This window comes from Dapis brunnea BLCC-M229, from assembly GCF_050015995.1.
Lineage (GTDB): Bacteria > Cyanobacteriota > Cyanobacteriia > Cyanobacteriales > Microcoleaceae > Trichodesmium.
The window spans coordinates 1-15,998 of the sequence record NZ_JBNHEP010000135.1; the positions used below are offsets into that span (position 1 = coordinate 1).

Annotated in this window: 6 protein-coding genes; 3 read left to right on the forward strand and 3 right to left on the reverse strand. The window is 34.2% G+C overall.

Features of this window, described 5'->3' with window-relative positions:
• Positions 1 to 787: 787 nt before the first annotated feature.
• The 3 genes from ACP6PM_RS15980 to ACP6PM_RS15990 all read right to left on the reverse strand — a co-directional run bounded on the left by ACP6PM_RS15980 (position 788) and on the right by ACP6PM_RS15990 (position 10,652).
• Positions 788 to 2,299 (reverse strand): diguanylate cyclase domain-containing protein, encoded by a 1,512-nt coding sequence (locus ACP6PM_RS15980; RefSeq protein ID WP_426586276.1) that lies wholly within the window; start codon positions 2,297 to 2,299, stop codon positions 788 to 790.
• Positions 2,300 to 7,555, reverse strand: coding sequence for a PAS domain S-box protein (locus ACP6PM_RS15985; RefSeq protein ID WP_426586278.1), 5,256 nt, complete (start codon positions 7,553 to 7,555; stop codon positions 2,300 to 2,302).
• 1,390 nt (positions 7,556 to 8,945) lie between these two features.
• Positions 8,946 to 10,652, reverse strand: coding sequence for a transglutaminase domain-containing protein (locus ACP6PM_RS15990; protein WP_426586280.1), 1,707 nt, complete (start codon positions 10,650 to 10,652; stop codon positions 8,946 to 8,948).
• A 994-nt stretch (positions 10,653 to 11,646) separates the two neighbouring features.
• On the opposite strand from ACP6PM_RS15990, the gene ACP6PM_RS15995 reads away from it, so the two are divergent.
• The 3 genes from ACP6PM_RS15995 to ACP6PM_RS16005 form a co-directional block, all read left to right on the forward strand.
• Positions 11,647 to 13,785 (forward strand): ShlB/FhaC/HecB family hemolysin secretion/activation protein, encoded by a 2,139-nt coding sequence (locus ACP6PM_RS15995; RefSeq protein WP_426586282.1) that lies wholly within the window; start codon positions 11,647 to 11,649, stop codon positions 13,783 to 13,785.
• A 635-nt stretch (positions 13,786 to 14,420) separates the two neighbouring features.
• Positions 14,421 to 15,287, forward strand: coding sequence for a ferredoxin:protochlorophyllide reductase (ATP-dependent) iron-sulfur ATP-binding protein (bchL, locus tag ACP6PM_RS16000; protein ID WP_426547468.1), 867 nt, complete (start codon positions 14,421 to 14,423; stop codon positions 15,285 to 15,287).
• Positions 15,288 to 15,325: 38 nt separating this feature from the next.
• Positions 15,326 to 15,998 (forward strand): DUF5331 domain-containing protein (locus tag ACP6PM_RS16005; protein ID WP_426586284.1); only part of this gene is annotated, 673 nt, incomplete at its 3' end.

The following is a 15,998-nucleotide window of genomic DNA, read 5'->3' on the forward strand; positions in this document are numbered from 1 at the left end:
TTCTGACTGAAGAATCCCGCGCTCTCCCGTAGGGGAGCGTCGGGAGTATGTCAATCTTATCCATAAGTTATCAATTATTTCTCCCTCCGTACCTATTCCCTATTCCCTCTCTCAACTAGGAAATTCCTAAAAGCAGGACTACTTACAGCCTATTCCATGTAACTGTGGTACAGTGATTCTAGCAGATTTGATTAAAGACATGAAAACTTTATTATATACTTCAAAAACTATTTAAAAATTTAGTGCCATTGTACCTCATAAACCTAGAATCCACTATATATAGCAATCCTAAATCATTTGTGAAAATTTTTAGAATAGTTAATATTAACGGAAAACCTTTAAAATTATGACTCCTGACTCCTGAGGACTGACTCCTAATTACCACCAAAATATTACAACTGAAATAGGATTGCTATATATGATTGAACAATTCTAGAAATTTTATTCTCTCTTCATTATTCTTTATCTATAGCATCTTTAAGTACATGGGCAAAATTAATTATACCATTTCTCAAAAGTACAGAGTAGGGAGTAGGGAGTAGGGTTAAAAGACATAATATATTTTGATTTAATGCCGATAATATTTACAAACGTTACTGAAGTAGTATTATTACTTAATAACTGAAGTGTCATCGGAAGTATAGTATTAATGGATGGGAATTGGTATTACACATATTTTAAGGTAATAATAAATCGCTGTATTCTTTGAATATAGACTATTACAGGTTTTTTTGTTTTCTGTGTTGACTAGGTAATTAAATTTGCATGACTACTTAAGATTATTTTTTCACAGTTGGCATGAACAATTTCGTTGTTTTTTAGCTTTATATAGTGCTTGTTCTGCTAGAGTAATTAGCTCTGCTAATGAGTTATTTTCTTGGGGAACTATACTTGATATACCCATAGTAATTGTGACAAATTCATTAATGGGAGACTGACCATGGATAATTTTTAGATTTTCCACTTCCGATCTAATCGTTTCAGCAATAATTAAAGCACCTTCAGTATTAGTATTGGGTAGAATTATACCAAATTCTTCTCCTCCATAACGAGCTACTAAATCTTCAGGACGAGTCACAATTTTTTGAATAGTTTTTGCTATTTTTTTTAGGCAATCATCTCCAGCTTGAGGAGAATAATTATCATTGTATAATTTGAAAAAGTCTAAATCGCAAATGATTAAGGATAGAGGCAAATTTTCCAGTTTCATTCTCTGCCATTCTTGTTCTAGGTATTGATCGAAGCGATGACGATTAGCTATTTGAGTTAAACCATCGAGAGTAGCAAGTAGAGATAACCTTTGATTAGCTAATTTGAGAATATATTCAGCTTTTTTACTTTGCATCACTACTCCTAAATGAGTTCCTACTATTTTCACTAAATCAATCAAATGCTGATTTTTTGCCAAAGTTTCTTTCTTAAAAAAAACCAAAATTGCTAATACTTGATCGTTCCACAAAATTGGCACAGCAAAAGCAGATTTTAATCCCATTTTTAAAGCAATATCATAACGTTGAAAAACTGTAGGAGATGTCTCAGAAATATTCTCTATCCATTCTGCATCTTGAGCTTGCCACACTCTACCTACTAAATCTACATTAGAAGTAAAAGTTAATCTTTTGCTATAATTTTGGAACTGAGAAAAATCTTGTGAATTAAGATAGCAAGATTGACTATATACAAGTCTAGAATTATCAGAACTAGGCAGCCAAGCTTCACCAAAATCACACTTAATATTTGAACAAATATGGTTGAGGGTGACATCTAGTGCGGAATGAATATCTAAGGTAGCACTAATAGCTGGAGTGGTTAATAATAAAAAACGCAGTTGTTCCTCAGCACTTTGACGTTCAATAAATTCTTTTTGCAGCTCTAAATTTTTCTCTTTTAATTGCATTTGTAACTGATAAATAGATAGTTGATTTTCGACTCGTGCCAATACTTCCCGAAGTTGAAAGGGCTTGGTAATATAATCTCTACCTCCTACTTCAAATGCTCTAACTTTATCTACTTCTTCACTATAAGCACTAATAAAAATTATTGGTATTTCTTTGGTTTGTTCCAAAGATTTTAATTTTTGGCATACTTCATAACCATCTATATCTGGTAAATTAATATCAAGTAATATCAAATCTGGTTTAGCAATTTGTGCGCCATTAATTGCAATTCTGCCATTAATAGCTTTCCTAACATGATATCCATGATGCTCAAGCATACTTGATAATAGTCGCAAATTTTCTGGTGCATCATCAACGACTAAAATATTTTCTGGCAAATCCTGAGAGTTTTTTTTATCCATTTATTCCTCACTTTCTATCAACTCAAGAATAACATCTAAACGAAAGTTTTCGACTAAATTTGTTAAGCGGTTAATCAGTTTAACCTCTGTTTGAGGAATTTGCTGAATTAACTCATTTACCTGATGTTCATTAACAGATAATATAGCAAAATGTAATTGTTCTAACCATTCAGAAGACATCATACTTAAAGATTTTTTTGTAAGTTCTATGTGAGATGTTGCAGCAATAGAATTTGATGCCTGATTTTCAGATAAATAAGTTACTCCTAAATGATTAGCTAACTTTTCTAACAATACAGTTTCTGAAAAAGGTTTAGCAATAAAATCATCACAACCAGCAGCCAAAATAGCATCACGATTTTCATCAAAAGCATTAGCAGTTAAAGCAATAATAATAGTAGCTTTACCCAAGGTTGTTTGCTTAATAATTTTAGTTGCTTCATAACCATCCATAACGGGCATAACAATATCCATAAGAATTAAATGTGGTTGCCAAGTTTCCCAAATAGATATAGCTTCTTCACCATTCTCAGCAATCTGAAGTTGAAATCCTAAGGGCTGCAATAACTGTATTAATAATTGACTGTTTTCTTTGACATCTTCAACTACTAAAATTCGATAACTAGGCTGGTTAGGTTCTAAGCCTACTATTTTTTGTTGATTAGATAATGTTTCTTTTACTGCTATTTCTCGAAATTCTTCTAGAATTTTTGCAACAATTTCAAAAGTAAAAGTTGTACCTTTTCCTACTTGACTACTAACAGATATTTCTCCCCCCATTAACCGGACAAATTCACGACTAATAGGTAGACCTAAGCCTGTTCCTTCTATTGATTTTCGACCTGTAGTAGTTTGCACAAAAGGCTGAAACAAAGCATCTATTTCTGACTCTTCAATCCCTGGACCAGTATCTGTAATAGCAAATTTTATCTTTCCTGAATAGTCACTATTAAATACTGACAAACTAACTTTTCCTTGAGATGTAAACTTGATAGCATTACCTATAATATTAATCAAAATTTGGCGCAACTTTCCTTCATCCGCAGTAATAATTTGAGGTAGGTCATCTGCTAATATAAATAATAGTTCTAAACCTTTTTCACTTGCTTTTAAACTGAACATATTTTGCAGACTTTGCAGAAAATCGTATAAATTAAATAAATTTTCCTTGACTGTAACTTTACCTGCCTCAATTTTAGACATAGATAAAATATCATTAATCAAATTTAGCAAATGCTCCCCACTACGATTAATAATTTCTACTTGGTCAATTTGCTCTTCATTTAAAGAATTATCACGCGCCAACAATTGACTAAAACCCAAAATTGCATTTAAAGGAGTACGCAACTCGTGACTCATAGAAGCCAGAAAATTACTCTTAGCAAAATTAGCAGCTTCTGCAGCTTCTTTAGCATTTTTCAGCTCAATTTCTGCTTGCTTATGTTCAATAATTAAACCTGTTAATCTTGCTAAAGATTCAAGTATTTCTAAATCTCTTGGTTCAGGAATTCGCTTGTTGCTAAAGTACATCATAAAAGTACCAACAACTTGCTCTTCTCCACCAGAAAAAATTGGTTCAGACCAACAAGAATACAAACCAGCAGACAAAGCTTGTTCTTTCAAAGTTGCACATCGTGGTTCATTAACAATATCCTCAATAATTACCCGTTGATGAAGACTAATTACTTTACCAAAACAGCAAAGGTTATTAACAGATATAGAGTCAATAGCTTGTAGCCAAACTTGAGGAACATTAGGTGCTACAAAAGTACGTAAATATTCACCATTTGGTTCCACTAATATAATTGCAGAATTCAGTAATGGTAATATTTTGTCAATTTGAGTTGTTAATTCTAATAAAATCTCATGTAATGATTTACCTTGAGCTACCATTTTCAGGGCAGTATTTTGTGCATTTTCTAATAACTCTTGCTGCTGACGCTCAGTAATATCAATGGCAATAGAAGCAAATCCAATAATTATTTCTTCTGGGTTTAACAGATGTGTATTATACCACTCACAAACAATTGTTTTACCGGTTTTAGTTAAGTTTTCAGTAATTATATAGTTGTCGCCCAAAGGCATTTCAGTTATACTTTCCACCAGGGCTTTACTATTTTCAGGAACTATCAATTCTAATCCTTTCTTACCTATTATCTCCTTAGCAGTATAGCCAAAAATTAATTCTGCAGTATGATTCCAAGCGACAATTTCCCACTTAGTATTCCATTCAATCACTCCAACAGAAGTATTTTGTAACAGGAATGAAAGTTTTTGCTGGGAACCTTTAAGTTTTTCCTCTGCTTGCAAACGTTCTAATTCTGCTCCCACCCGTGTCGCAAAAATTTTCAAAATTAACTCTTGAGAGGAACTAATATTCATGGGTAAGATATCCATCACCACTAACAAACCAATAACTTTACCTTTCGAGTTGTATAGAGGAGTACCCCAATAACTTTCTATACCGAATTCAATTAACCAAGGATATTGAGGGAAAAGTTGTTGTACGGAGTTTGAGTAATGACAAATTTTACCTTCTAATACTTTCTCGCAGGGACTGTGTAGTGCGGAAGATAAAATCCGATCTTTTACTTCTGAACCATTCCAAAATGCTCTCTTTTCCACAAGATTTTTTGATTCCTTTGATTCACTAATGCAAACATAACGAACTTGTAAAAATTGAGCTATATTCTGAACACAAGCATGGAAAAAATCCTTACCTGTATAACTTGCAGTTCCTTCAACAATCAAACGCAGAGCATCTTCCCGTTGTTTTTGCTCTGTAATATCAATGCCAAAAGATTGAAATTCAATTAAATTTCGATCTTGATCGATAATTGGTTGATTTGTCCAACTCAACCATCGTACTTCTCCTGAAGCAGATTTCATCTGATTTTCTAAAGTTTTTGGATTCATAGATTCAACCTGCTCGTGACTTAGTTCATCCTGTATAAATTGGAAAAATTTACTGCCTAATAATTCACTTGAAGATTTACCAAAAAATTGACAGTAGTAATGGTTAACAAACGTGAGCTTACCATCTGCTCTCCATCGACAAACCAATACACTATTCTGTGACTCTACCAACTCCCGATAACGAATTTCACTTTCTCTTAAAGCTTCTTCCATCTGTTTGCGATGGCTAATATCCTGATGAGAAATTACCATTCTCTCTGGAATACCATTATCATCCCAAAGAGCTTTTCCCTTAGCTGAAATCCATTTATAGATACCATCTTTACAGACTGTTTGATATTCAATACTGAACTGTGAATGCTTTCGATCTAGGTAATCCTCTAAAAAATTTATCACCCTATTATAATCATCTGGATGAATACGACTGCACCATTCATCATAATGGGATATAATTTGATATTCCTCATACCCCCATATTGCCTTTAACCTTGCTGACATAAAGGCTTCATTAGTTTTAATATTCCAGTCAAAAATCCCCTCATTATTACCTTTTAATACTAATTGCCAACGTTCCTCACTTTTTTTGAGTGATTCTTCTATCTGTCTTCTAATTTGGATTTCTTGGTGCAAAATTTGATTTTGCTGCCCTAATTCTTGTAGTTGTTGTTTTTCCTGCCCCAGAAGATTTGCTTGGGCAATGGCAATACCTACTTGAGCTGCTACTGCTTCTAATAACTCTTTTTCTTCTACTGTCCAATGACGCATATAACTACATTGATGCAGACCTATCGCTCCATTAGTTTTGCCTTGATAGGAAGTTCTAATTGCCATCATTGACTTAATCTTAAGTTGTTCACATAGATGCAAGACTTCTTGTAGCAGAGGTTCAGTATAAATATCATCAGTAGCGATCGCTGAATCTTGTGACAACATCAACTCAGCATGGTCATTACCCAATATAGGTATTTCCAAATTAGAGATTAAATCTAGATCGGAACTTTGATAATAAGCGACCATCGGAATTCTTGGTATAGGAAATTCTGTATAAGTATGAATGAGACAACGATCTACATTTAGAACCTTTGCTATTTGAATTGCTGCTGTTTCGTATACTTGCGCTGGTTCCAAATCAGAGCGAATTTTGTCAGTAATTTCTTTGAGCAACAATGCTTGTTGTATTTGTTTTTCTAGGGAGACCTTGGCTGTAGAAAGTTCCATTTCTGCAACTATGCGCTCAGTAACATCTACCTCTACACCTATATAGTGAGTTAAGTTCCCGTAGTCATCATATACTGGAGAAATTGTGACTTCATTCCATAATTTACTACCATCTTTGTGAGTATTTTGCAATATTACTTGGCATTTTTTCCCCGTAGCGATCGCCTCTCTAATTTCTTGTATTTCTGGTTTATTTGTGTCGGTATCTTTTAAAAAAGGATAATTTCTGCCAATAACTTCGAGTGTTGAATAACCCATAATTTTTTCAAAACCTGAGTTAACATATATTATTCGTTGATTATCTGAACTTACATCACAAATTACTATTCCTTGAGGTGCTGTAAATATTGCTCTTTCTAATAGTTTTAAACGTTCTTGTTCATTACGAAGTTCTGTGACATTTTTCATAGTCAGCAGATAAGCGATTTGATTTTCCCAAATTATTTCTCCTATCCGTGTTTCTAGAAATATCAATTTTCCTAATTTTTGTCGAACATATATTTCTATTTCATTACCATCTATAAAGGGCAAACCTATTTCTTCACCTATTAAATCTGCTGCCGATCTTTGCCATAATAATTCTGTAGCCTGATTAACAAAAACTATTTTACCTTCTCTATTAATAATCATCAGACATTCTGACATATTACTAATAATTGCCGATAAATTTTTTTCTATCTGTCTCTTGATTTCTATTTCCTGCTGTAATTGCTGATTTTTTGCTTTTAATTCTAGATGCAGTTTTGTAATTGTTACTTGAGTTTCTATTCTTACTAATAATTCTTGAGAATTAACTGGCTTACTAATATAATCTACTCCTCCGGCGGCAAATCCTTTTACTTTTTCATCAGTATCGGAGAGAGCACTTAAAAAAATCACTGGTATATTAGCAGTTTTTGGATTAGCTTTTAACTGTCTACATAATTGATAACCATCCATTACTGGCATCATCACATCCATTAAAATTAAATCTACTATATTACTATTTGCAGATTTTAATGCTTCTTCCCCAGAATTTGCCTGGATAAAGTTATATCCTTTCCGACTAATAATCTTAGAAATAACATATAAATTATTAGGCTGATCGTCTACTATCAGAACTGTAATTTCGTTGTTGTTCATAATTCTATTATTTTTAGGCATTAAGAGTTTTAGTATTCGCTCCTTGTACCTCATTTATCCGAAATCTACTGTATATCTTCTCTAGCAAATAATTATAGGTAGTTGTGCAACATAAGTTTCCTAGTTAAAAAAGGAAATATATCCAAAAAGCAACTTTGTCTTGACTGAATCTGTAATTAATTTTTTCTCGGTACTTATAAGAGTTTTCAGATTAATCAGGTAGAGTATTTTCTTCTTTTCAGTGATCCTCTATTCATCTTTTTTTCTGTATTAACTTAAAGTCTCAAAAAGGCGATAACTTAAATTATCGCCTTGACTCTTGACTAAAAACTGATAAACTAACTACTTTAAGAATAGAGGCTCAATAATCTTTAACGACCAGCTTTATCCCTTTGTTGACGTCTGCGATCGCGCCATTCAGAAGCCGTTAAATATATAATTCCTACTGTCACAATTAACATTAATCCTGATGCTGCTATAGCCATGATGTTTATTGCTGTAAATTCCACAACTCCTCCTGGTAATAATTAATAATTAATAATTAATAATTGTAGCAGTTTTATGGTTGACGAGGTAGAAAGTTTTAAGACTTTACAGAATAGGGAACCTAAATTAGTATTAAACTGTACCCACCCAGTAAAAAAAATCAAAAAAATTTCTTTTAGTCAACTTTAAGTTTCTTCCTTATTAAATATAAATCCTTGATTTTTCACACAAGCAAAAGAGAATGGGGAATAGAAAAAAATTACCTCACTAAATATCAAAAACATTACAGCGGTTCTCAAGTTACTGAAGTACCTTTGTCTTTTTTCTTTTCGTTCTGACTGAACCAGAACTACTACTATCTACAGACGTTTTATGCAACTATTACCAATGAATAATTGATAATTAATCAATTCGTTTTAAAGCCTCTCTTTACCAATGGATAATGGATAATGAGAGATAATTTTTATTGATTAATAATTGATAATTAGAGATAGTTTTCATTATCGATTATCCACTATCAATTATCCATTAATAAGATCTCTTTAGATTGAATCTCCTCGGTTTTAACCAGAGATAATTATCTATTATAGCGTTTCTCAAATTACTGAGGTACAGTTGTTTTTCTCCTACCCTACTCCCCATTTCCCCATCTTCCCTACTCCCTACTCCCTACTCCCTACTCCCTAAAACCAAGGAATTTTGTACCTCACCAGCATGGGAATTGCTATATCAATTAATGAAAGACTTTGCATACAATGTCCCTACCATCTCCCCAACTTCTGACTTCTAATATAGAATCCGGTTATATAGTATATGTTCATAATTCTATCTACACTTCAATCTCCCCATCTCCCTATCCCAACTATATAACAAGTATTCAACCGAATTTGATATAAGTTAAGTTCTAACTTCTGACTTCAGCTAATGCAGGTAACTCTTCTAAGATTGTAAATCTAACATGATTAATTGCCAAATTACCAATTGAAACTTCTTCCTTATTAACAGGAACTCCTTTATTTTTCATGATTTCAAACTTAATTCCTTTACCAATTTCTACATGATACCAAGCCAACCCCATAAAAAACCTTAACGGATAAGGACCACCTTCCTGTAAATCATCAGGGTTTGACTCCATCGGCACCCAACCAAAACCAGGTAGATAAAATTCTAACCAGACATGATTAAACTCTGGTTCTAAAGGCACACCTTTTCTATCAGCAAAAGCCGGACATTTATAGCGACCTACTGTACGACAAGCAATACCATTTAATCGTGCCAAAGCTAACAGTAATCCTACATATTCTCCACAAGAACCAATACCTCTTTCCAGCACAATATCGGGAGTATCAATCTTAGCTGTTACTCCATAAGAAAGTTGATCGTAAACATAATTCCGAATATTCAAAAGTTGACGTAATAGATTATTTTCTCTCGAACCAGCATCTTTCGCAGCTCGAATAACTATTTCCTTATCCATTGCCAAATTATCATTATCCACCAGATATTTTTCTTGAAAATCTGGTGGAATTTCCGGAATATTTTCTACATTAAAAGGTTGAATTTGGTACTTAATTGCCCTGACTTCTAATAAAGCTTTCCAACCAAATATCCGTCTTTCACTTTGACGCAGTGGTTGAAATCGAAAAACAGCAACTTTTTGACCATCTTGAATTTCTTCAGTAAAAGGCATTCCTATAGGAGAAATTTCCCTAACTTTTTGACGATGAGTTTCTGAAGGTAAAGCAATACGCCATTCCACATCTTCTAAAAAGATTTCATCTAATGGTTCTAATTCTTCCACATAAGACATCTCAATTAAAAAACCATTAGAAACAGCATATTTTTCCTGTTCATTGTAATAAAAATAAAGGGGATGTATAAAAGTCCGATCGCGCTTATTCAATTCATACTGTTGTTCTGAGTTCGGATCATCCCTAATGTAAAGTTCATCTCCAGAATAAGCAACATAAAGTTGTCGTTCCCCTGTGGTTAAATTGCGATAAAATGCTAACCCAGTTGGAGATTCAAAAGGAGTCAGTACGCTAAATTTAACCTTACCCGTTCCCCTTTCTAAACAATAAACCGTCTGCTCCTCGCGATCGCAAAGCCACAACTCTTCATCCTGTACTGTAATATTTTCAAACCCTATTCCTGGAGCATAAAATCCTGTAATTTGTTGTTTAGTATTTTTATCAAAAACTATAATTTTACCTAATTTTTGACAAGTTACATAAACAGTTGATTCCCAGACAGCAATTCCATCAGCAGCATAAGGTAAAGTGAAAAAATGTTGCCATTGTAAACGTCCCTCTGATAAATTACCAATAGCATTGAGACAGAAATAAATTTTATTTTCCCATGTCAACCAGAGAGTATCTTTCCAGATAGAAATACCAGTAACATCAATAAATTCATCAGTCTGATAAGGATTAATAACAGTTGTATTATCTGTTTTTGGGTTAATCTTTAGCAGAAAACCACGATTTTTGTCAATAGCATAGAGAGTCTCTCTGGAAAAGGCAATACTATGCAATGAAGCTACTCCAATTGGTCTAATAGTCCGTGGCCCAGAATTTTGTTTTTGGGTACTCTCAGATGATTCAAATTTCATGTTAAATTCAGAAGAAATATTTTCAGAGAACATGCTTTAATATTGGTTTTCTACCATACAATTATTGACAAAATAAAATAGTTTGTGCTATTGCTTCAGAAAAAACTTATATTTAACCATTTAGCTATTAACTGTCAGGTCTTAGCAGTAGCAGTCGGCTTTTGTAACAAGATTTAATTCTGGCTGAATTAATCAGGCTTTTATCAGACACCAAAAGCAATAGTTGATAGTTGATAGCTAATGTATAAGTGTTTATTAAATTAAGTTTCCTCTCAATCAATATGTAGACATTCAGCTATTAGTGGTCAGCAATCAGATGCATCAATGAATAATTATTTCTCAGGTTAAAGGAGTATACTTTAGTCGTAATTTTTAACTCTCCTTGGAGACTAATACCATTTCTCAAAAACTTTTCTACATTTTATTGAGCGGGGGAGTAGGGGAGTTTCACAGGGGTAGGTTTTTTACCTTTGATCTAAAAGAAGTGTGGGAAGAGGGGGAGGAGGGGGGAGTTTATAGGTATTTATTGTATAAAAAAGTACATTTTTTTGAGAATTTTATACTGAATTAAAGGGAGCGATCGCTCCTTTGTTAAAAACCTACCCCTGTAAAAGTAGGGGAGTAGGGGAGTGGGGGGATAAGTAAACATAAGAATAATTAACATTAACTTGCTAATTATTAGCAAAAAAGTTGTTATGGTTGTGTTAATTACTATTAATAAATAAAGTGTTTCCCAAGTATAGCATTAATGCATGGGAATTGATATAATTCCTCCTTCCACGATAATGAGATAATAAGTTAATAACTTATAGCTGATAGCTGAAGGCTGAATGCTTACATCAATATAGAATAAATTTATGAGAATACTTTATTTTGTAATTTTACATCTAAAAGTGTTTATTTATCCTGGGATTCTTCCATAAAGTTAATAATTTAAAAATATCTTTTTATCTGGCAACTAAAATTAGACAATACCTGGATTATAACTATTGAAATGTTTAAAATAATACCATTAATTTCTAGTACATTTATAATTATTTGCCTATTAGGCGATCGAGCTATATCCAAAACTACAGATGTAGATAAATTCTTGAATAAGACTTCACTAACAACTAATAAAGAGAAAATTTTATCTGTAGATAAATTCTTGAATAAAACTTCACTAACAGCTAATAAAGAGAAAAATTCATCCCTCAAAAAATCTAAATTTACATCAGAATCAACTCACAAACTGATTCATAAACATCAACATAAAAACCTTAATCGTAAAACTTTAATATCTCAATTAAAAAAAAGAGAAGGCATAAAATTAATCGCAGGTTCAAAAACTTATCCTCAAGAAAAAAACATTACACAACTACAAACATTAACCGAAACCTTACCCAATACTCAGCAAATACTTACTCCTTTTGAAATTATTAATACTTTAATTCCTAGCCAACCCAGTTATGCTCAAAATACTCAAACAAACCCACCAAGACCACCAGAAAACCCCCGACCAGAGCCAAATCGCGATCGCTTTCTCCAACCCCTTCCCCAACCAACTAAACCAGAAACCCCCAAAGAACAAGAACTACAAAAACCACCACCACCCCAACCCCTGCCAGATGAACCAACTCAACAAATTCCTGTCCAGAGAATTTTAATATTAGGAAGTACAATTTTAACCCCAGAAGAAATTAATACTCTTGTTAGGCCACTAGAAGGACGTTTAGTCACTCTATTAGAACTTCGGCAAGTAGCAGATAAAATTACCGAAATTTATTTAGAACGTGGCTATATTACCTCAAGAGCATTTTTACCTCCCCAAACTATCACAGAGGGCACAGTTAAGATTGAAGTTGTAGAGGGAATTTTAGGAGAAATCCAAATTGAAGGCACAAAAAGATTACGAGACTCCTATATAAAGAGTCGGATACGACTTGGGGTGGAAAAGCCATTAGACACTGCTAGGCTAGAAAATCAACTACGGTTACTTCGGTCTAATCCTTTATTTGAAAATATTGAAGCTAGTTTGCGAGCTAGTGAAACACCAGGGGAAAGTATTCTCATTGTTCGTGTCACAGAAACAAATCCTTTGGAGTTGAGTATGAATACTGATAACTATTCTCCTCCCACCGTAGGTTCAGAACGAACTGGTTGGACTGCGCTACATCGCAACTTAACTGGACGGGGTGATTTTTTTGTGGCATCCTATAATACCACCAGATTGTTTGATGATGAATCAGATGTCTTTGATTTTATTTATAACTTACCTATTAATGCCATGAATGGCACTTTACAAGTAAGAGCAGCACCTAACAGTAATAGAATTGGTGAAGAATTTTCAGGAGATTTGAAGATTACTGGCACAACAGATGTATATGAGTTTAGTTATCGTCAACCTATATTTAGAAATCCCAGACAAGAATTTGCTTTGTCTCTGGGTTTGACTTATCAACGTACAAAATCTTTCCTTGACGATCAACTTTTTAATTTTGCCGATCCAAATGACACTCAGGATGATGGTATTAATAGCAGTACTGTGATTAGATTGGGACAAGATTATATTCGTCGAGACCCACTAGGTGCTTGGGCTTTGCGATCGCAATTCAATATTGGTACTGGTTTATTTGATGCTACTGTCAGGAGAGATCCAGAACCTGATGGACATTTTTTGAGTTGGCTAGGCCAAGTACAAAGGGTACAAAGATTAAGTGGTAGTCATTTATTGATTATCCAGGGAGATTTGCAATTGTCCTCAACTGGTGTGTTGCCATATCAACAATTTATTATTGGTGGTGGTTTGTCTTTACGGGGCTATCGCCAGAATGTCAGGTCAGGAGATAATGGTTTTCGATTTTCTATTGAGGATAGAATTACGGTTTATCGCGATGAGTCTGGTTTGCCATTGATACAGCTTACTCCTTTTATAGATATTGGAGCTGTTTGGAATGATGGTAGTAATCCTAATAATGAATTTTTACCAGACCAAAGATTTTTGGCCGGAGCTGGAATAGGTTTGATTTGGCAACTTCTGCCAGAGGTCGATCTGCGTTTGGACTATGGTTTGCCTTTGGTACACCTAGACGATCGTGGCAATAATGCTCAAGATTCTGGGTTTTATTTCAGTGTAATTTTCCGGCCATTCTAGTGTCGCTAGGTCGAAAATATTGATTAGTAAAGCTTTGAGTATTTTGTGACTGGTTGGTTATTTTCACTACTTAAATCAAACTTTTGTCATAAAAATTAACCTTGGTTGATTATTAACTTTAATAATTGAATTTATTAGAAGCTCATAATCCAATACTCAAATTAAACTTGATATCTATTCTAGTCTCAAAGTCTCTGATAACTTAGATTTCTGCAGCAAAATTTTTTCTTAATATAAGCTAGTGAGTAGATTTTTTAATATTGTAACTTTTTATTATTTAATAATTAAACAAATTTATTAATAATGACAAAATTTAGACTAATTATTACTAATAATTGAAAAAATAAACTTTAGAAAAAATTAAAACTAAATAATTACTTTTAAAGTAGTTTATAAATTTTGACCCCCTTTTTTTTGTACTGAAGTTAGACAATAATTCCATTGAGAAGCAAAAAAATAGGTTTATAGCATTACGCAAATAGGGCGCGGACATTGATAAATGCTAAAACTCAGTCATTTCAGTTATCAGTTATCAATTATCAGAGATCGCTTCTGACTTCTGACTTCTGACTTCTGACTTCTGACTTCCGATTCTTGTAGCTCTATTTGATTAGAGAATTATTAGGAGAAAAAAAGTGAAACTTTCAGTATACGGAAAAGGTGGAATTGGCAAATCTACAACAAGCTGCAATATCTCAGTTGCCTTAGCCAAGCGTGGTAAAAAAGTTCTACAAATCGGTTGTGACCCAAAACACGACAGTACATTTACCCTCACAGGATTTCTCATCCCCACAATTATTGACACCTTGCAAGAAAAGGACTACCATTATGAAGATATTTGGCCAGAAGATGTCATATATAAAGGCTATGGTGGTGTAGACTGTGTAGAAGCAGGTGGACCTCCCGCTGGAGCAGGTTGTGGTGGCTACGTTGTTGGGGAAACAGTAAAACTACTCAAAGAATTAAACGCCTTTGACGAATACGATGTAATCCTATTTGACGTATTGGGTGACGTAGTTTGTGGTGGTTTTGCAGCTCCACTCAACTATTCCGACTACTGCATGATTGTTACGGATAATGGCTTTGATGCCTTATTTGCAGCTAACCGCATTGCCGCTTCCGTGCGAGAGAAAGCTCGTACCCATCCCCTACGTTTAGCTGGCCTAATAGGGAATCGTACATCCAAACGCGATCTAATTAATAAGTATGTAGAAGCCGTACCAATGCCAGTCCTAGAAGTTCTACCACTAATTGAAGATATTCGAGTTTCTCGTGTCAAAGGCAAAACATTATTTGAAATGGCCGAAACCGATCCTTCTCTCCAATACGTTTGTAATTATTATCTGAATATCGCCGACCAAATTTTGGCTCTGCCAGAGGGAGTAGTACCCAACGAATCTCCTGATCGTGATTTGTTCTCCCTACTATCTGATTTCTACTTAAATCCCAGTAAGCCTCAAGTTATCTCAGAGGATGAAGAGCTTGACCTGATGATGGTTTAATAGATTTAGCCCTTCTCAGGATAAGGAATATAAAGATCATGGTTTTCTTTAAACAATTATCAACGTCCCTAAAACAAAAATGGTTAGAGTATTACCAAAAAAATCGCCCATGGTTAATACTCCACATGACAGAACAAAATACGGTCCAAACTCCTGATGGAGGCAGGAGACCTGTGTCATACCTTATCCTGGGAGTTCTCAATGCCCTGGAACCAGAATTAGAGGCATTAATGTTGCCTTTCTCTAAACTTAAGGCAGATGCAGACAGTTTAGTAGAGGTTTTAGGGTTAAATTTTGACCCTGACATTGCCATAGGCGTAAAATCTGGTTCTCCCTTAGACCAATCAACATCTATATCGTCTTTGGATACTACAGGCGAAGATGCTCTGGAGTCACCAGGAGCAAATCAGCCACTTATGCCAGATACAATTGAGGATTCTAATGATTTAGGTAGTGCTGCTGCTGCTGCAATTACTGGGGCAGCTGCTGTAGCTGGGGGAGTAGCATTGGCTGCCGGATTGGATCGAGATTCGGATGATTTGTCTGGTGATGACCAAGGTGAGTCAGACTGGGAACTGGAAAGTGACAATCGGTTGGCTATGGAATTAGATTCTGACTCAGAAGCAGATGATGATTTGGACTTGGAAATGGAGTCTGCAGCGGATGAGTTGGATATGGGACTGGATTCTGACTTAGAGGCAGATGATGATT